The sequence below is a fragment of the Alitiscatomonas aceti genome, assembly GCF_025567195.1.
GTDB classification, from domain to species: domain Bacteria; phylum Bacillota; class Clostridia; order Lachnospirales; family Lachnospiraceae; genus Alitiscatomonas; species Alitiscatomonas aceti.
This window is the reverse complement of sequence record NZ_JAOQJF010000008.1, coordinates 39081-57141: the sequence shown is the minus strand read 5'-3', so window position 1 is coordinate 57141 and position 18061 is coordinate 39081. Positions and strand designations below refer to the sequence as shown.

The 18061-nt window shown below is 55.2% G+C and carries 18 protein-coding genes; 16 read left to right on the top strand and 2 right to left on the bottom strand.

Annotated elements, in window-relative coordinates:
• Window positions 1–68 precede the first annotated feature (68 nt).
• From OCV69_RS05770 to OCV69_RS05750, 5 genes are all read left to right on the top strand, one after another.
• Entirely contained in the window at window positions 69–512 is a 444-nt protein-coding gene (locus tag OCV69_RS05770; RefSeq protein WP_158358278.1) for a protease complex subunit PrcB family protein, read from the top strand.
• 171 nt (window positions 513–683) lie between these two features.
• On the top strand, window positions 684–1535 hold the full coding sequence (locus tag OCV69_RS05765; RefSeq protein WP_215654995.1) for a tRNA 2-thiocytidine biosynthesis TtcA family protein: 852 nt from the start codon (window positions 684–686) through the stop codon (window positions 1533–1535).
• 61 nt (window positions 1536–1596) lie between these two features.
• Window positions 1597–3159, top strand: a complete 1563-nt coding sequence (locus OCV69_RS05760; protein ID WP_022272846.1) for a DUF3794 and LysM peptidoglycan-binding domain-containing protein — start codon at window positions 1597–1599, stop codon at window positions 3157–3159.
• A gap of 270 nt (window positions 3160–3429) precedes the next feature.
• Entirely contained in the window at window positions 3430–3696 is a 267-nt protein-coding gene (locus OCV69_RS05755) for a GIY-YIG nuclease family protein (RefSeq protein ID WP_158358277.1), read from the top strand.
• Window positions 3693–5222 carry a D-alanyl-D-alanine carboxypeptidase family protein gene (locus OCV69_RS05750; protein ID WP_317258415.1) on the top strand — a complete coding sequence of 510 codons (1530 nt, stop codon included), beginning with the start codon at window positions 3693–3695 and terminating at the stop codon, window positions 5220–5222. The genes OCV69_RS05755 and OCV69_RS05750 overlap by 4 nt, the downstream gene beginning before the upstream one ends.
• 9 nt (window positions 5223–5231) lie before the next feature.
• On the opposite strand, the gene trhA is transcribed toward OCV69_RS05750, so the two are convergent.
• Window positions 5232–5888, bottom strand: a complete 657-nt coding sequence (gene trhA, locus OCV69_RS05745; RefSeq protein ID WP_022272843.1) for a PAQR family membrane homeostasis protein TrhA — start codon at window positions 5886–5888, stop codon at window positions 5232–5234.
• 170 nt (window positions 5889–6058) lie between these two features.
• Here trhA and OCV69_RS05740 point away from each other — a divergent pair, with 170 nt between their 5' ends.
• The 6 genes from OCV69_RS05740 (at window position 6059) to ilvD (ending at window position 13030) form a co-directional block, all read left to right on the top strand.
• On the top strand, window positions 6059–6760 hold the full coding sequence (locus tag OCV69_RS05740) for an RluA family pseudouridine synthase (RefSeq protein ID WP_158358275.1): 702 nt from the start codon (window positions 6059–6061) through the stop codon (window positions 6758–6760).
• Window positions 6761–6825: 65 nt separating this feature from the next.
• The gene (locus OCV69_RS05735) at window positions 6826–7902 is read left to right on the top strand and encodes an AI-2E family transporter (protein ID WP_022272841.1); all 1077 of its coding nucleotides are present in this window, start codon (window positions 6826–6828) and stop codon (window positions 7900–7902) included.
• Between the two features lie 104 nt (window positions 7903–8006).
• Window positions 8007–8894 carry a DMT family transporter gene (locus OCV69_RS05730; RefSeq protein WP_158358273.1) on the top strand — a complete coding sequence of 296 codons (888 nt, stop codon included), beginning with the start codon at window positions 8007–8009 and terminating at the stop codon, window positions 8892–8894.
• 10 nt (window positions 8895–8904) lie between these two features.
• Window positions 8905–9636: a FadR/GntR family transcriptional regulator gene (locus tag OCV69_RS05725; RefSeq protein WP_262427052.1), complete on the top strand. Its 732-nt coding sequence runs from the start codon at window positions 8905–8907 to the stop codon at window positions 9634–9636.
• A gap of 246 nt (window positions 9637–9882) precedes the next feature.
• Entirely contained in the window at window positions 9883–11244 is a 1362-nt protein-coding gene (locus tag OCV69_RS05720; protein WP_416782440.1) for a GntP family permease, read from the top strand.
• Window positions 11245–11284: 40 nt separating this feature from the next.
• Window positions 11285–13030: a dihydroxy-acid dehydratase gene (ilvD, locus tag OCV69_RS05715; protein WP_158358269.1), complete on the top strand. Its 1746-nt coding sequence runs from the start codon at window positions 11285–11287 to the stop codon at window positions 13028–13030.
• A 75-nt stretch (window positions 13031–13105) separates the two neighbouring features.
• Here ilvD and OCV69_RS05710 read toward each other — a convergent pair whose 3' ends face one another.
• Window positions 13106–13576: a GNAT family N-acetyltransferase gene (locus OCV69_RS05710; RefSeq protein ID WP_158358267.1), complete on the bottom strand. Its 471-nt coding sequence runs from the start codon at window positions 13574–13576 to the stop codon at window positions 13106–13108.
• Between the two features lie 269 nt (window positions 13577–13845).
• Between OCV69_RS05710 and OCV69_RS05705 the strand changes: the two genes are divergently transcribed.
• The 5 genes from OCV69_RS05705 to OCV69_RS05685 all read left to right on the top strand — a co-directional run bounded on the left by OCV69_RS05705 (window position 13846) and on the right by OCV69_RS05685 (window position 17846).
• Window positions 13846–14259 (top strand): EamA family transporter, encoded by a 414-nt coding sequence (locus OCV69_RS05705; protein WP_158358265.1) that lies wholly within the window; start codon window positions 13846–13848, stop codon window positions 14257–14259.
• 36 nt (window positions 14260–14295) lie between these two features.
• A complete protein-coding gene (locus tag OCV69_RS05700) occupies window positions 14296–15201 on the top strand; it encodes a radical SAM protein (protein ID WP_158358263.1) in 906 nt (301 codons plus the stop codon).
• Between the two features lie 138 nt (window positions 15202–15339).
• Entirely contained in the window at window positions 15340–15618 is a 279-nt protein-coding gene (locus OCV69_RS05695) for a type II toxin-antitoxin system HicB family antitoxin (protein WP_158358261.1), read from the top strand.
• A gap of 115 nt (window positions 15619–15733) precedes the next feature.
• Window positions 15734–16279: a flavin reductase family protein gene (locus OCV69_RS05690; protein WP_331485642.1), complete on the top strand. Its 546-nt coding sequence runs from the start codon at window positions 15734–15736 to the stop codon at window positions 16277–16279.
• A 100-nt stretch (window positions 16280–16379) separates the two neighbouring features.
• Window positions 16380–17846 (top strand): leucyl aminopeptidase, encoded by a 1467-nt coding sequence (locus OCV69_RS05685; protein WP_158358259.1) that lies wholly within the window; start codon window positions 16380–16382, stop codon window positions 17844–17846.
• Window positions 17847–18061: the final 215 nt, after the last annotated feature.

Sequence of the window (18061 nt, the reverse complement as noted above, 5' to 3'; positions counted from 1 at the left end):
ACTGTTACGAATAATAAAAGCGGCTTCCGAATAGAATGGTAACGACCAATTCATAGGGAGCCTTTTTTATGGCAGTGAGAATGAAACGGCCGGGAAAACGCGTCCTGGCGCTTTTGGGGATCCTGGCGGTATTTGCCGCCGGCTGCATTGGCTTTACGGGCTGCCGGGGCGGCAGCGGGGATACGGAAAAGATCCGGGATCTGGAATTTACAGTGACGGGAGAGGGGGAGGTCCCCCAGGCCCTGGCAGAGCTCATCGGAAAAAAGAGGGAGAAGCCCTTTAAGCTTACATATGCGGACGGGCAGGATATGTATATCGTCATCGGGGAGGGCCCCCAGACCGGAGGCGGATACAGCATTACCGTTAAGGAGCTGTATTTGACAGAAAATTCAGTGGTGATACGGACCGAGCTTCTGGGGCCGGAAAAGGGGGAGGCCACGGGAACGGATCCGTCCTATCCGGTGCTGATCGTGAAAACAGAGTTTTTAGAGGAGCCGGTGGTATTCCAGTAGGCGGATGCAGGAAGGTGCCCTTTGCTGTCCCGGCATCCGGGAAGCTGGGACGCCGGGATGCCTGTCCTCCGGGCCGTATGGAAGCCTTTGGCCGGAAACTGCTTTACCGCGGCCGGATTTTCTGGTAGAATGGGGAAACATACGGATAAAAGAAAACAGGAGAGGTACAGGATGGAGACACGGTACGAGGAGGAGGGCCTTAAGGAAAGGACCAGAGAGATCGAAAAAAGCATTATCAAACGGTTCCGGAAGGAGATCTGGAGGCCCTTTGTGAAGGCACTCAACGAGTATGAGATGATACAGGAGGGCGATCAGATCGCAGTCTGTATTTCCGGCGGAAAGGATTCCATGCTCCTTGCCAAGTGCATGCAGGAGATCTTAAGGCACGGAAAGATGGAATTCGGGTTAAAGTTTCTGGTGATGGATCCGGGCTACCGGGAGGAAAACCGGAAGCTGATCCATGAGAACGCCAGGATCCTGGGGATCCCGATCCACGTGTTCGAGACGGAGATCTTTGACACGGTGGTGGATGTGGAGGACTCCCCCTGCTACCTCTGCGCCAGGATGCGGCGGGGAAACCTGTACGCCAACGCCAGGGAGCTGGGCTGCAATAAGATCGCCCTGGGCCACCATTTTGACGATGTGATCGAGACGATCCTTATGAGCATGCTCTATGGGGCCCAGATCAATACCATGATGCCCAAGCTCCACAGCACCAATTTCCAGGGCATGGAGCTGATCCGCCCCCTGTACCTGGTGAAGGAGGCGGATATCCTGGCATGGAAGGAATATAATCAGCTTCAGTTCTTACAGTGTGCCTGCCGGTTTACGGAGGAGAGCAGCCGGAGACAGAACGAGGAGCTGTCCAAGAGGAAGGAAATGAAGAAGCTGATCGGGGAGTTCCGGAAGACCAGCCCGTATATTGACATGAATATTTTCCGCAGCGTGGAAAATGTCAATACAGACGCCTGCATCGGATATATACGCCGGGGAGAGCGCCATCATTTCCTGGAGGAATATTAAGAAGGACGCCATCATACATTTTTGTAAAGCAAAGGCTTTGGAAAGGTGTGGTGGCGTTTTTATGATGGAGCTGGTGAAAAAGCATATCCATATGAACCGGAGAAGCGGCAGCGTTGCGTCCCAGATGACCCTGGACGATGATTTTAACGTGCCGGATACCATGGAGGACGTGGAGCAGCTGATCTTAGAAAGAGGAGAGATCCAGATCGAGTCGGCGAAGAACCAGGGGGAAAAGGTGGAGGTCCGGGGACGGCTGGATTTCCGGGTGCTGTACCGGACGCCCGGCGGACAGGTCATGACCCTGGCCGGAAACCTTCCCTTTGAGGAGCGGGTGAATATGCCGGGTCTCCTGGAGAACGATCATATCCAGGCCGGCTGGGAGTTAGACGATCTGAAGCTGGGGATCATCAATTCCCGGAAGCTGAACGTAAAGGCCCTGGTGACCTTAAAGCTCCAGGCGGAGACCCTTTTCGACGCCGAGGCGGCGGAGGACGCGAGATTTGACGGGGACGTGGAGACCTTAAAGAAAACCATAGCTGTGGCGGCCTTAAGCGCCCGGCGGAAGGATACGTTCCGGGTCCGGGAGGTACTGTCCCTTTCGGGAAATAAGCCGGATATCGACACCCTTCTGTGGCAGGACATACGCCTGCGGGGCGTGAATACGAGGCCCCTGGACGGGAGGATACGCCTGGACGGGGAGCTGATGGTGTTCGCCATTTATTCCGGGGAGGCCGGTCAGGTGCCGGTCCAGTGCCTGGAGGAAACGGTGCCGTTTTCCGGCGAGGTGGAGCTGGAGCCCTCGGTGGAGGAAATGATCCCCTTTATCACGGTGCGTCTGGTACATAAGGAGCTGGAGGTGAATCCGGATTCGGACGGAGAGATGCGGGAGCTGTCCGTGGATGCGGTCATGGAGCTGGATATGCGGCTTTATGAGGAGAAGGAGCTGGAGATCTTAAACGATCTGTACGCCCTGGACCGGGAGCTGGATATGGATACAGGAGAGGCGTGCTTTGACCAGATCGCCGCCAGGAACCAGCTGAAGACCAGGCTCCAGGAAAAGGTGGATCTGCCGGTGGGGCAGCGGATCCTGCAGATCTGCCACAGCGACGGAGACGTGAAGCTGGATGAGGTACAGATCCGGGACGGAGAGCTGTCCATGGACGGCGTTCTGGAGGTGCAGCTTCTGTATCTGACTGCCGACGACTCCTCTCCGGTGGGAGCGTCCACAGAGGTGCTGCCGTTCCATATGACGGCCCAGGTACCGGGGATCACAGAGGACAGTGTTTACCAGATGGAGCCGGGACTGGAGCAGATCTCTGCCGTGATGCTGGGCGGCGACAGCGTGGAGATCAAGGCGTCGGTGACCATGGATGTGCTGGTGCTGAACCAGGTCTGCGGCCAGGTGATCCTGAATGTGCGGGAGGAGCCCCTGGATACGGAACGGCTGAAGCAGATCCCGGGGATCGTGGGCTATGTGGTACAGCCGGGGGATTCTTTGTGGAAGATCGCCAGAAAATTTCATACCAGTGTGGATGCGGTCATGGCAGACAACGGGCTTACGGATCCGTCCATCCAGCCTGGAGATAAGCTGATCATCGTGAAGGCGGTGGGGGAACGGGCCTAGGCGGTGCCGGTCTGGCGGGCAGTATCCCCGTCAGGCCGCATATAAGGCGGCAGGGATCTGAAAAATGAAAGAATGTCTGGTTGCATTTCGGGCAAAATACCATATAATAGAGTATAAGCCGGAAGACAAAAGCGGACTCACACAGGAAAACGCATCCGGCCGGTGCTTGATATAGATCCGGAACCAGCGCCCGAAGGGCTGTCCTGGCCGGGGCGGCGATGGCAGCCTTAAGATGCCGTTGCCGTTTACATAACATGAGGACGGATGGATATGAACTACACATATCTGCTGGAATGTGCGGATAAAACCTTTTACTGCGGCTGGACCAACGATCTGGAAAAGCGTGTGAATACCCATAATATGGGACGCGGGGCCAAGTATACGAAGCCCAGAAGGCCGGTGGTCCTGGTCTATTATGAGGCCTTTGAGACCAAAAGGGAGGCCATGAGCCGGGAAGCCGCCATTAAACGGATGACGAGAAAAGAAAAAGAAGCTCTTGTGAGAACACAGGATAAGACAGCAGGAGGAACCAGGTGAAACATAAAACAAAGAAATTACTATGCAGCGTGCTGGCATTCTGCCAGCTTTTTGCCATGACGGCCTTTGCGCGGCCCGACTGGCCGTCGGATACGGGGATCCAGGCCGAGGCCGGGGCCCTGATGGACGTGGATTCGGGGACCATGATCTTTGGCCAGAACAGCCATGTGGAATATCCGCCTGCCAGCATCACAAAGCTTCTGACTGCCTTGATCGTCCTGGAGCATGCGGAGCTTTCCGATACAGTGACGTATTCAGAGACCGCCATGAACAGCGTGGAGGCGGACAGCGGCAATAAATACAGCCTGGCCATCGGCGATACAATGACGGTGGAGGACTGCCTGTACGCCCTTCTTCTTTCGTCGGTGAATCAGTCGGCCAACGCCCTGGCAGAGCATGTGGCGGGAAGTATCCCGGCGTTTGTGGATATGATGAACCAGAAGCTGGCGGAGCTGGGCTGCAATGAGAGCCATTTTGAGAATCCGTCGGGTCTCAACGGAGATACCCAGAATGTGTCGGCCTATGATATGGCAAAGATCGCCTGCGCGGCGTTCCAGAATGAAAAGCTCCTGGAGATCAGCTCCTCTGTGTCCCATGAGATCGGCCCCACCACCAACAATCCCAACGGCTTCACTGTGCACCAGGAGCACCGTCTGGTGATCACCGAGGATACGGCCAGTGAGTTTTACTGTCCTGAGGCGGTGGCTGGAAAGACCGGGTATCTTTTAAAAGCAGGAAATACGCTGGTGACCTATGGGGAAAAGGACGGAAGACGGCTGGTGTCTGTGATCTTAAAGGGGAGTCCCCGCCAGTATTTCCTGGACGGCAAGGCCCTTTTACAGTTCGGCTTCGACCGCTTTCAGAATGTGGGGATCGCAGAAAACGAGACCCGGTATGTGACCGGGGAGGAGGCCGTGGACATCGGCGGCACGTCCTATAACCCGGCAGATCTGATGGTGGAGGAAGGAAAAGTGGTGACTCTGCCGGAGGAGGCCTCCTTCGGTGATGCAGAGCTTTCCCTGGAAGCCCTTCCGGAAGGAGCGCCTGCCAATGCGGTGGCCCTCCTCCAGTACGTTTATAATGAAAGAAAGGTGGGACAGGCCTACCTTCTGGATAAGACGATCCAGGTACCGGCTGAAACGGAGCCTTCCGGCGGAGACGCCGCAGAGCCTGGAGCAGAGGATGGAAGCGGGGAGACCGGAAGCACCGCCCAGGAACCGGAGGATACAGAGGAGCCCACAGAGACGGCCTCCGTGGATCCGGAGAAAACAGACGGAAGGTTTTCCATGAAGCTTCCGAAGGCTGTGATCCCTGGTGTGATCCTGGCGGTCCTGGCAGCCCTTGGGGCCGGTCTCTGGATGGTCTGGATCCGGAAGAGAAGGAAAGAAGAGGCGGAGGCAGCCGCCCGGAGACGGGAACGCCGCCGGCAAAGACTGATGGAAGAGGGGCCGGAGGCAGCGGCAGAGTTTAACCGCCTGCTGGAAGAAAAGAAAAACAGGAGCCAGGGCCGGGGACACCGGCGCTAGCTCCCTGGATCAGGCTGCGGCCAGATAGCCATACATCATCATATAGTGACAGAAGCTCCCGCCCATGACGAACAGGTGAAAGATCTCGTGAGACCCGAAATTTTTATGCCTGGAGTTGAAAAGCGGGAGCTTTAATGCATAAATGACGCCTCCGGCGGTGTAGATGATCCCTCCGGCCAGGAGCCAGCCGAAGGCGCCTGGAGTCAGGGAGGACAGGATCTGTCCAAAGGCTGTCACACAGATCCATCCCATGGCGATATAAATACAGGAGGAAAACCACTTGGGACAGCTGATCCACAGGGCGTTGATCAGGATGCCCACGGCTGCAATGGCCCACACCAGGGCCAGGAGCCGGTATCCGGCAGAATTTCCCAGAACGATGAGGCATACCGGCGTATACGTTCCTGCGATCAGGACAAAGATCATCATATGATCGATCTTCCGGAGGAGCCGGTTGACGCCTTCAGAAATATCGAAGGTGTGGTAGACGGTGCTGGCAGCGTATAAGAGGATCATACTGACGATAAATACAGCCAGGGCCGCTACGTGAAGCCGGTCGGTGAAAAACGCGGCCTTCAAAAGCAGGGGAGCCGCAGCCAGGACCGCCAGGATCATTGCGATAAAATGGGTAAGGGCGCTGCCGGGATCCTTAACACTGAGTTTCATACACATACCTCCAATCAGAAAATGGAATATAATTTTTAATAATATATAATGTAGTTTTAAAAACTACATCTAACTTTTTTATATACTATATCACCTGGCTTTAAAATATGCAAGGGGTTTGGAAAATATTTTTATCATCAAAGTAAATGGACAGAAGGAAAGGAAGGACCATGGTACAGGTATTATATGCAGATAAGGATATTCTGGTGGCGGTGAAGCCTGCGGGGGTGGAATCCCAGGCGGCGAAGCGGTTTGCGCCGGATATGGTCAGCGAGATCCGGAAATATCTGGTTATCCACAAGTTATGCACGCCGGGAAAGGAGCCCTATGTGGGAGTTATCCACAGACTGGATAAGCCTGTGTCAGGGGTAATGGTGTATGCATTGTCTAAAAATGCTGCCGCAGCCTTGAGCAGACAGGTCCAGGACCGGAAGCTGGAGAAGATCTATGGGGCTGTTGTATGTGGAAAGCCGGAAAAAGATGTGGATAAGTTTGTGGATTATCTGGAAAAATCCGTGGATGGAAATGAATCCTATGTTGTGGATCATGGTGGAAAATGTGGAAAACGGGCTGAACTGTCCTATGAGGCTCTGGAAAGCCTGGAGGACGGGGGAAACGGGATCCTGACGCTTTTACGGATCCGTCTGGAGACCGGACGCCACCACCAGATCCGGGTCCAGTTTGCATCCAGGGGCCTGCCGCTCTTTGGGGACCGGAAATACGGAACAGGAGCGGCCGCAGCAGCAGGGCCTCTGGCTCTCTGCGCCATGTCCCTTTCCTTTGTCCATCCGTCCACAGGAAAGCCCATGACCTTTTCCGTGCCTCCGTCCGGCGGCGCATTTTCAAAATTTAAATTTTTCCAGGACGCATAAGGAAAGGAATCCGGCCCATACTAAGTGGTGTACAAAGGAAGTACAAAACAGAAACGGGTGATTCCATGGGTAAGCCGGGCAAAAAACTGAAGAAGATCTTTCTGATACTGGGAATTACCGGGGCAGTCTACGGAGGCTTCAAATACCTCCTGCCCCTGGTGGTTCCCTTTTTGTGCGCCTACCTGGCGGCCATGTGGATGGGACCGTCGGTCCGGTATTTTGAGCGGAGGCTCACGATCCGGCTGGGCGGGAAGGAGCGCAGGATCCCTGCGGCGGTCATCGGCGGCGTGGAGCTTCTTTTTATGGGAGCAGTCCTGGGCTGGCTTTTTTATCTTGGGAGCAGCCGGCTTCTGGCCCAGGCCAGGCTTTTCATGGTCCGTCTTCCGGAATGGCTTTCTGAGGCCGACCGGGTCCTTACAGGCCTGTTTTTAAGCCTGGAGGAGAAGATGGGGCTGATGCCGGAAAGCCTTGTGGGCCTGGCCAGGGAGCTGGTCCGCGACGCGTCAGAGGCTGTGCGTCAGGCGTCCCTTCCTCTTCTTATGACCAATTCTGTCAGCGTCCTGGCCTGGGCGGTCCGGGCTGTGGTATTTCTGGTGCTCTTTTTTGTGGCCGCAGTCATGACCCTGGAGGAAATGGATGAGATCCGGGAGAAAAAGAGCGGATCCATCTTCCACCGGGAATTTTCTGTCCTGGGAAGACGGATCGCGTCGGCGGGCAGCGCATGGTTTAAGACCCAGCTTGTGATCATGGCGGTGACGGCCATGATCTGTACCCTGGGACTGACCCTTCTGGGGAATCCGTATTCGGTGCTGCTGGGCCTGGGGATCGGGCTCCTGGACGCCCTTCCGGTGTTCGGGACCGGAGCGGTGCTGGTCCCCTGGGGAGCCTTCCTTCTCCTGGAGCGCCAGTGGTGGAGGGGGGCGGTGCTCCTTTTTATCTACGGCCTCTGCTATTTTATCCGGCAGTTCCTGGAGGCAAAGCTCATGGGAAGCCGCATGGGCCTTTCGGCGCTGGAGACCCTGTTCTCCATGTATGTGGGCCTGGAACTGTTTGGCGTGTCCGGCTTTTTTTTAGGGCCTGTGGGCCTGCTCATCATTGAGGATCTGGTGAAGCTCTACGGAGAGGATGGGGAAAGCCGTTGACTTTACTCATCTGACGTATTATCATAGACGTATTCCGGGTCCTCTGGCAGCCGGAGCTTCCGGAGCCGGGGACCATCGATCTGTTTACGCGGGGGAGAAAGAAAATGAATGAGAGATCTGGATCGAATCTGAAGGCCAAGCTGATCCTCTTAGCCGGAGTGTTCAGCTGTTCCATGTCGTCGGCGTTTTTCCGGTATATGACAGCGCCCAGTACCATTGCAGCCACCTACCGGCTGGGCTGGACGGTGCTTTTGCTGACGCCGCTTATTTTTTCCAAAAGGGAGACCAGGAAAGAGCTGCTTTCCTTAAAAGGGAAGGATCTGGCTTTCTGCGGCCTTTCGGGCCTGTTCCTGGCCATGCACTTTGTGGTATGGTTTGAGTCCCTGAGCAACACGTCCATTGCCAGCTCCACGGTGTTAGTCAATACGGAGGTGGCCTTTGCGGCCTTCGGATACCTGATCTTTTTCGGAAAGAAGATCCGGAAAAAGGAGATCCTGGCCATCGGGATCGCCTTTCTTGGAAGCGTGGTCATCGCCATGGCCGATACGGGAGGCGGAGCCGGAAAGAACGCAGTCTTAGGCGATATCCTGGCTCTTTTAGCGGCCTTTTTCTCGGCCTGCTATACGCTGATCGGGACCAGGGAACGGAGCCATATGAGCACCATGGTGTATACATACGTCCTTTACTGGGGCTGCTTTTTATCCCTGCTGGTCTTCGACGCCGTTTCCGGCGTGCCCATGACCGGCTATGAGCCCATTAACTGGATCATGAGCCTGTGCCTGGCTGTGTTCTGTACCCTTTTGGGCCACAGCGTATTCAGCTGGAGCCTTAAGTTCTTAACGCCCACCTATGTGAGCACAGTGAAGCTGGCGGGGCCGGTATTTGCCTCCATCTCCGCGATCCTTCTGTTCGGGGAGATCCCGGGACTGATCCAGGTGGCGGGAGCTGCGGTTGTGCTGGCGGGCGTCTATCTGTACGCGAAAAATTCGTAGGAGGAGGACCATGGATCAGTTGGAAAAAGTGGGAAAAAAGCTCCTGGGCTCCCAGATCGAGGATTCCCTGATGGAGTACATATTAAATGAGCCGGTAGCCATCGGTGAAAAGCTCCCCAACGAATTTGAGCTGGCGGAAAAGTTCGGCGTGGGACGGAGCACCATAAGGGAGGCAGTGAAAAGCCTGGTATCAAAGGGCGTCCTGGAGGTGCGGAGGGGCTCGGGAACGTATGTGGTGAGTACCAGCTCCCTGGAGGAGGATCCTCTGGGGCTTGGCCGGTTTGAGGACAAATACCACCTGGCCCTGGAGCTTTTTGAGGTGAGGCTCATGCTGGAGCCGGAGATCGCCGCCCTGGCCAGCGAGTACGCGTCAGAGGAGGAGAAGGCGCAGCTTGAGTCTCTCTGCGACCAGGTGGAGCGCCAGTATACTGCCGGGATCAACCATATTAAAAAAGACATTGAATTCCATACCTGCATTGCAAAGTGCAGCCGGAACCGGGTGGTGGAAATCCTGATCCCCCTTATCAACTCCAGCGTGTCCACCTTTGCGACCCTGACCCGCCGGCAGCTGATGAAGGAGACCATTGAGACCCACCGGGCAGTGACCAATGCCATCCTGAAGGGAGATTCGGTGGGGGCCAGGTGCGCCATGATCATGCATCTGACCTATAACCGGCAGAAGCTCCTGGAGCTTCTGGAGGCCCAGGAAAAGGACTTGGAAGGCCGGAAAGAAGGGGAATAGGGCCAGGGGGCAGACGTCTGATGAATGACGGCAGATGCCCGGCCGGACGTATTGTGCAGAATGAATGAAAACAGCGGGTCCCAGACGGGAGAAACCGCTGTTTTTTTGTGCGAAAAAGAGAAAACCAAGGAAGAACATCTGACGTATTGACAATAATAGTCAAAATAAGTACAATGAAACCAGGATGTCATAAGACATCTGATGTATTTAAGAGTGAATCCAAAGAGGTATGTAAAAACGGGAGGTATGTTCACTATGGAAGCTGTAGCTTTAAACCCCGGCAGGCTGGTAGCCGCCGCTGTGATCGGACTGGTACTGCTGCTGGTCCTGATCATCAAATTTAAGGTGCAGGCAATGGTAGCGATCCTGATCGGCGCCATCGCCATCGGTCTTCTGGCCGGTATGCCCTATGAGCAGATCGTAACAGCCGTCAATGACGGTATCGGAAACACATTAAAGGGAATCGCCCTGTTAGTGGGCCTGGGATCCATGTTCGGCGCGATCCTGGAGGTCTCGGGCGGCGCCCAGACCCTGGCTGTGACCATGGTAAAGCGGTTCGGAGACCAGAAGGCCGCCTGGGCCCTGGGCATCACAGGCCTTGTGATCGCCATGCCGGTATTCTTTGACGCCGGCCTGATCATCCTGATCCCCCTGGCCTTCTCTCTGGCCAAGAGGACGAAGCGTTCCTCTCTGTTTTATGCGATCCCGCTTTTAGCGGGTCTTGCGGTGGGCCATGCGTTCATTCCGCCCACACCGGGTCCGATCCTGGTGGCCAACATGTTAAATGTGGACCTGGGCTGGGTCATCGGCATCGGGATCTTCTGCGGTATCTTTGCCATGATCGTGGCAGGACCAGTATGGGGCTCCATCTGCGGAAAGAAATATATGGTTCCGGTCCCGGAGCATGTGGCAAACCAGGCAGATATGGATGAATCCAAGCTCCCTGGCTTCTGGACCATCGTCGGGATCATTCTGATTCCCCTGGTACTGATTATCCTGGACTCTGTGGCTGGAGTGGTCCCGGCCATGGAAAGCCTCCGTCCGATCGTAGGCTTCCTGGGTGAGCCCTTTGTGGCCCTTCTGATCGCCACCGTTGTGGCAATGGTGATCCTGGGCGTAAAACATGGATATACCATGCCGGAGCTGGAAAAGATCATGACAAAATCCCTGGAGCCCACAGGACTGATCCTTCTGGTAACAGCCTGCGGCGGCGTGCTCCGCTATATGCTCCAGTATTCCGGCCTTGGCGATATCATCGGCCAGGCAGTATCCTCTGCAAACCTTCCCATCGTTGTGGTGGCCTTTGTGGTGGCAGCCCTGGTAAGGATCTGCGTGGGTTCCGCAACTGTGGCTATGACCATGGCGGCCGGGATCATCGCGGCCATGCCGGAGATCGCGGGCCTGTCCCCCTTATATCTGGCCTGCACCACGGCGGCTGTTGCCGGAGGGGCCACTGTCTGCTCCCACTTTAACGATTCCGGCTTCTGGCTGGTAAAATCCCTGGTGGGAATGGACGAAAAGACAACGCTTAAAACATGGACCATCATGGAGACCCTGGTGGGAGGAACCGGCTTCCTTGTGGCCCTGATCATTTCATTCTTTGCATAAATAGTTCAGTTTTTCTCAGATTAGAAAAGGAGCGGCAGTTATGAAGTTAAAAAGTCAGGAAATGCGGGAGCTGGCTCCAGAGCTGGATCCCTTACGTATCGGTACGGGCTGGAAGCCGGAGGATCTTTCCAAGCCCCAGGTAATGATCGAGAGCACCTTTGGAGACAGCCATCCGGGCAGCGGCCATCTGGATATCCTGGTGGAAGAGGTAAGAAAGGGCGTGGAAGAGGCCGGAGGCCACGGAGCCCGGTATTTCTGCACGGATATCTGTGACGGCGAGAGCCAGGGGACCGACGGCATCAATTACAGCCTTGTGAGCCGTGAGATGATCGCCAGCATGATCGAGATCCATGCCAATGCCACGCCCTTTGACGCCGGTGTATATCTGGCAAGCTGTGATAAGGGGCTTCCGGGAAATCTCATGGGCCTGGCCCGGGCTGACGTTCCGGCCATCGTGGTCCCCGGCGGCACCATGAACGCCGGTCCCGATATGCTGACCTTAGAGCAGTTAGGCATGTACAGCGCCAGATACCAGCGGGGCGAGATCGACGAGGAAAAATTAAACTGGGCCAAATGCAACGCCTGTCCCAGCTGCGGAGCCTGCTCCTTTATCGGAACAGCCTCCACCATGCAGATCATGGCCGAGGCCCTGGGCCTGGCTCTTCCGGGAAGCGCGCTGATGCCGGCCACCAGCCCGGATCTTCTGGATTTTGCCAGGGAAGCCGGCCGTCAGGCCGTGAAGCTGGCGCTGACTCCGGGAATGAAGCCCAGCGAGATCGTGACTCTGGAGAGCTTTGAAAACGCCATTCTGGTCCATGCGGCTATTTCTGGAAGCACCAACTGTCTTCTTCATATCCCGGCCATTGCCCATGAGTTTGGGATCGAGATCACAGGAGATACCTTTGACCGTCTCCACAGGGGCGCCCACTATCTTCTGGATGTACGTCCGGCGGGAAGGTGGCCGGCAGAGGTGTTCTATTATGCAGGCGGCGTTCCGGCCATCATGGAGGAGATCAAGGCGCATCTCCACCTGGATGTGATGACCGTTACAGGAAAGACCCTGGGCGAGAATCTGGAGGAGCTGAAGCAGAACGGCTTTTATGAGAGATGCGGAAAATGGCTTTCCGAGTTCAACAGCCGCTATGGCGTGGCTCTGACAAAGGAGGATATCATCCGTCCCTATGATAAGGCCATCGGCACCGATGGAAGCATCGCCATTCTCCGGGGCAACCTGGCACCGGAGGGAGCAGTGATCAAGCACACCGCCTGTCCCAAGGAAATGTTCAAGGCTGTTTTAAATGCAAGGCCCTTTGACAGCGAGGAGGAGTGCCTGGATGCAGTGTTAAAGCACAAGGTCCAGAAGGGCGATGCAGTGTTTATCCGCTACGAGGGCCCCAAGGGCAGCGGCATGCCGGAGATGTTCTACACCTCCGAGGCCATCAGCAGCGATAAGGAGCTGGGCCGCAGCATTGCCCTCATCACCGACGGACGGTTTTCCGGCGCGTCCACCGGCCCGGTCATCGGCCACTGCAGCCCTGAGGCTGTGGACGGCGGTCCCATCGCACTGGTGGAGGAAGGCGATCTGATCGAGATCGACGTGATGGAGAGAAAGCTCAATATCATCGGGATCCATGGAGAGAGAAAGACCATGGAGGAGATCGACGAGATCTTAAAGGAACGGAGAAAGAACTGGAGACCCAGGGAGAAGAAATACCAGAAGGGAGTGCTGCGGCTGTTCAGCGAGCATGCGGCAAGTCCCATGAAGGGCGCATACCTGGAGTTTTAAGGGAATAAAAATGAGAGGGGCAGGTCCGCCATGGACCTGCCCCTTTGGCTGTTATTTACGCGGGAACCGTGTTTTTTATGGTTCCAGCAGCTCCAGATTGATGGATTTTTCTGTAAAGCCGTATTTTCTATACATTTCATACGCCGCCGTATTTTTTGCGTTGACCTGCAGCTCAATGGCGTCCATATTTTTTTCCGCCTTCAATCCTTTCAGAAAATCAAACATTTTATGTCCAACACCGGCTCCCCGGTATGCTTCGTCCACAGCCATCCGGTCCACAAAAATAAAATCGCGGGTGGTATGCGCCGGGCCTTCCACATGCTTAAACATGATCTGGAGGATCCCGAGCACCTGGTTCTTTTCGTTTTCCGCAACGAAGAACGTATGGTCCTCTGCGGCCTGCTGAAACTCTTCCATTGACATCAGATGACTGGTATGTCTGTAAATATCCGGTCTCCATTCCACATGCATATCCTGTACCTGTGAAAGTATTTTTACAGCTGCTTCGTAGTCCCGGGCCATGGCTGCCCTGATCTGAATCTGCATGATCCTCCGCTCCTTCTATAAAGTTTTTACGGATCCGTGAACCCTGTACGCGCCCAGGTCTTGCCGCCTTGCCGGCCGCCGGTCCAGGGAAAGCCCCCGCGCTGCAGGGCAGGTACCCGCTGGGATCATTTTAGCATAGGGAAAGGGGATTGTCCATGGAGATGAGCCGGAGGAAGGTGGATGGCGGAACGGTTATAATTGACAAGGGTAGAAAAAGGAATATAATAAAAGAAAGTTCTGGGAAATCCAGGGAATCGGGGCGGTTCATTATGTGGATGCTGTTTGCAGTGCTTTCTTCGATATTTGCGGCGCTGACCTCCATTCTGGCCAAGGTGGGGATCGAGGGAGTGAATTCCAATCTGGCGACGGCGGTGCGGACGGTCGTTGTGCTCATCATGGCCTGGGGAATGGTATTTCTCACAGGCGGACAGTCCGGGCTTTCCAGTATCGGGAAAAAGAGCTGGATCTTCCTGATCCTGTCGGGCCTTGCCACCGGGGCATCCTGGCTGTGCTATTATAAAGCCCTCCAGATGGGAGACGCGTCCAAGGTGGTGCCCATTGATAAAATGAGCGTTGTGATCACACTGATCCTGGCGTTTGTGTTTCTTCATGAGAGCGTCACGCCGAAGACCGTTCTGGGCTGTGTCCTGATCGGTGCGGGAACGCTTTTGATGGTGTTGTAGAAATCGGGCATACAAAGGAAGGGAGGAATCTGGATCATGATCTATGAGGGACAGATCTGCCGGGGACCCATGGAACGGTCCTCATTTATGCTGCCAGTGGCTGTGGGGTGCTCCTATAACCGCTGCCGGTTCTGCAACCTGTTTAAGCATCTGAAATACCGGCAGCTTCCCATGGAACAGGTGGAGGAGGAGATCCTCCGGGTACGGGCCCTGGGAGGCGACCCGGAAACCGTATTTTTAGGGGATGGAAACGCCTTTGGCCTGGAGACAGGCCATCTGCTGGAAATTGCCGGGAAGATCCGGCGCTCCTTTCCTTCCTGCCGTTCCATCAACATGGACGCGACAGTGACCAATATCCGGCTGAAAAGCGATGAAGAGCTGAGGGCTCTGGCTGCGGCGGGAGTGGGTCATCTGTATCTGGGCATTGAAAGCGGCCTGGACGACGTTCTGGGGACCATGGAAAAGGACCACACCCTGGAACAGGCCTATGAGCAGATCCAGCGGCTGCGTGCTGCGGGGCTTATTTATGACGCCCATATCATGACAGGCATCGCCGGAAGAGGGAGAGGACTGGAAAATGCAGAGGCCACGGCGGAGTTCTTTAACCGGACCAGACCGGAGCGGATCATTAACTTTTCTCTGTTTCTGATAGCCGGAACACCGCTATATGAGGATGCGAAGGCCGGACGGTTTTTTCCGGCCAGCGAGCTGGAGAATCTGGAGGAGGAGCGGAGGCTTTTGCAGCTTATGGAGTGGGAGGGCCAGCGCGTGGCCTACGATGGATTCCACGACTGTATCACCTTCCGGGTCCGGGGAAGGCTTCCCGGGGAAAAGGAGAAGATGCTCGGAATGCTGGACGGAGCCATAAAAGTGTGGAAAGAGAAGGAACCGGTCTTTGCGTGGGCGGAGAGGATACCGGACGCAGTGATCCTGAAAGAGTGACTGGGCGGTATGAGAAATCATCAGAAGGTTTGACATAACCGGTTCTGTTCATTATAATAAGTACAGATGCAGCCATCGCCTGCCGCCCGTTCTGGGGACAGGCGATGTGCCATATTACAGGAATAAGGAGCAAAAACTATGACATTTACTTACCCGGCGGTATTTACCCCCCATGAAGATGGAAAGGGCTACCATGCATTTTTCCCGGACCTGGAGTGCTGCGAGGCAGACGGGCCGGATCTGGAGGACGCCATCGAGAACGCCAGGGATGCGGCCTGCAACTGGATCACCGTGGAGATGGAGGAATTTGACAGCGATCTTCCATTTTCTACCCATGTGGAGGATATAAAACTGGAAGAGGGACAGCTGGTGAAAATGATCTCTGTACGGATCAAGCTTCTTCCGGATAACGATTAAGCTTCCGGACGCCGTATATAGGGCGGCCGAAGAAATAATGACACGCTGCAGTCCCTGCCTGGACCGGGAGGAGTATATACTGGTCTGTGGGACAAAAGCCAGAAGAAAGAGAGGTATGGTTTTGAAGAAAAAGATCAATGTGTTCGACTATGCGGGAGACATCATGAAGGCTCTGGATAAGGGAGTCCTTATCACCACAAAGGCAGACGGGAAGGTGGATTCCATGACCCTGGGCTGGGGGACCCTGGGGATCGACTGGTCCCTCCCTGTGTTTACGGCTTATATCAGAAAGAGCCGCTTCACAAAAGAGCAGCTGGAGAAGAATCCGGAGTTTACCGTGAATGTTCCTTATGGAGCGTTTGATCCGAAGATCCTTGGGGTATGCGGCTCCAAATCCGGCCGGGATATGGATAAGGCAGAGGAGCTGGGACTTACGCTGGTGGATCCGGAGGTGATCTCTGTTCCGGCGGTCAAAGAGCTGCCGCTGACACTGGAGTGCCGGGTGGTCTGCGTGGAAAAACAGGATACAGATACCATGCCGGAGGAGATCTTAAAGGAGCATTATCCCAGTGAGAAGCCGACTCCCTTTGGCGGTTCCCTGGAGAATTACCATTACGCCTTTTATGGCCAGATCGTAAGCGCATATATGATTGAAGACTAAAATGATATAGGGGCAAAAGGCCGATCCATCCAACGCAGGCCTGCCTGCGGGAGGATGTCTGAACTTAAAATGGAACAGGATAAAAACAGGAGAAAAAACGATGAATGTAAAAATCTATAAAGAAGCAGTCCCGTCCTTTGATGCAGCTGTGATCCCGTTTTCTGATGAGCAGCTTCTAAGTACAGAGCTTCCGGAGGTAATCTCCGGTCCGGTGAAGGCTGCCCTTTCTGCTGGCAAGCTGGCAGCCGCCTGCGGCTCGGTTTATGATCTGAATCTGTATCTGGATGGTTCCTTTAAAAAGGTAGTCCTGGTTTCACTGGGAGATGGAAGCTCCACCAACCGGGAGGTGTTCCTGGCCTTTGCAAAGGCATTAAAGCGCTGTAAGGACGCGTCTGCGGCCGTGACGGAGATATTCCTAGACAATGCGGCGGAAATCACCCATGCTCCGGAAATGGCCAAGAAGATCATGGAGCTCCCGCATCTGGTTTCCTATCAGTTTAACCATTACCGGTCGGTTCCGGTGGTAAACGGGATGGAGGAAGCGGCGGTAGTGACTTCCGCCGCTGGTATGGAAAGGCTTGCCAGGGAGGCTGCCCATGTGGCGGAAAGCACCATGCTTGCCAGGGATCTTGTGAACCATCCGTCCATGTTCATGGATCCGGAGCAGCTTGCAAAGGAGTGTGAGGCCCTGGCAGAAGAGCTGGGCATCGAGGTCCAGATCTATGATAAAAAACAGGCAGAAGAGATGAATATGGGGGCGTTCCTGGCCGTTGGAAGAGGATCCGCGGCAGAGCCCAGGCTCATTGTCCTCCGCTATAAAGGCGGAAAGGAGGAGGAGCCTCCGGTGGCCCTGGTGGGCAAGGGGATCATGTTCGATTCCGGCGGATACAGCCTGAAATCCAGAATGGAGACCATGCATGGGGATATGGGAGGCGCAGCAGCAGTGATCGGAGCGATCCGTGCCATCGCGCTGGAAAAGCTTCCCGTAAATGTAATCGCAGTGGTTGCTGCATGCAAAAACATGATCTCTGGTGATGCATATGTTCCCGGTGATATTTTATTTTCCATGAACGGAAAGAAGATCGAAATGCTCAATTCGGATGCAGAGGGCCGTCTGACCCTGGCGGACGCACTGACCTATGCGATCCGGAAAGAGAACGCCGGTTCCATCATCGACATCGCCACTCTGACAGGGGCTGCCCAGGGAGCAGTGGGCGTCAGGAGCTCGGCTGTGTTTTCCAATGATGAGGAGCTTTACGCAGAGGTGGAAGAGGCTTCAGAGCGGGCCTGCGAAAAGATCTGGCGGCTTCCGCTGGACAAGGAGCTTTTCCCTGTGATCGAATCTGAGGTGGCAGACATCCAGAACAGCGCCCAGGGAAGCACCATGGGCGGCGGCGCCATTGTAGCGGGACTCTTCCTCCAGGAATTTGTGGAGGATCATTCCTGGGTCCATGTGGATATTGCACCAGTCAGCTGGGAGTCAAAGGATATAGACTATTCGATCAAGGGCGCCACCGGCTACGGCGTGAGCCTTTTGTATGAGACAGTGAAGGTAATATCCAGATAAAAATCTTTTTTTGTGTTCTCACCTGGGGGACAGGGACGCTGTAAAATTGCGGCGCTCCTGTCCCCGGTTTATTTCTGTCCCATACGATATTTTCTCGAAAAGGACAGACGGATCCATTCTGCGCTTTGCTCCAGGACAGGCAGCCGCTGGCAGAGGAGAGGTTCTGTCCGGATACGGCAAAGGGTGGGAGAACTGGGGCGGAGGTACTTGCCGGG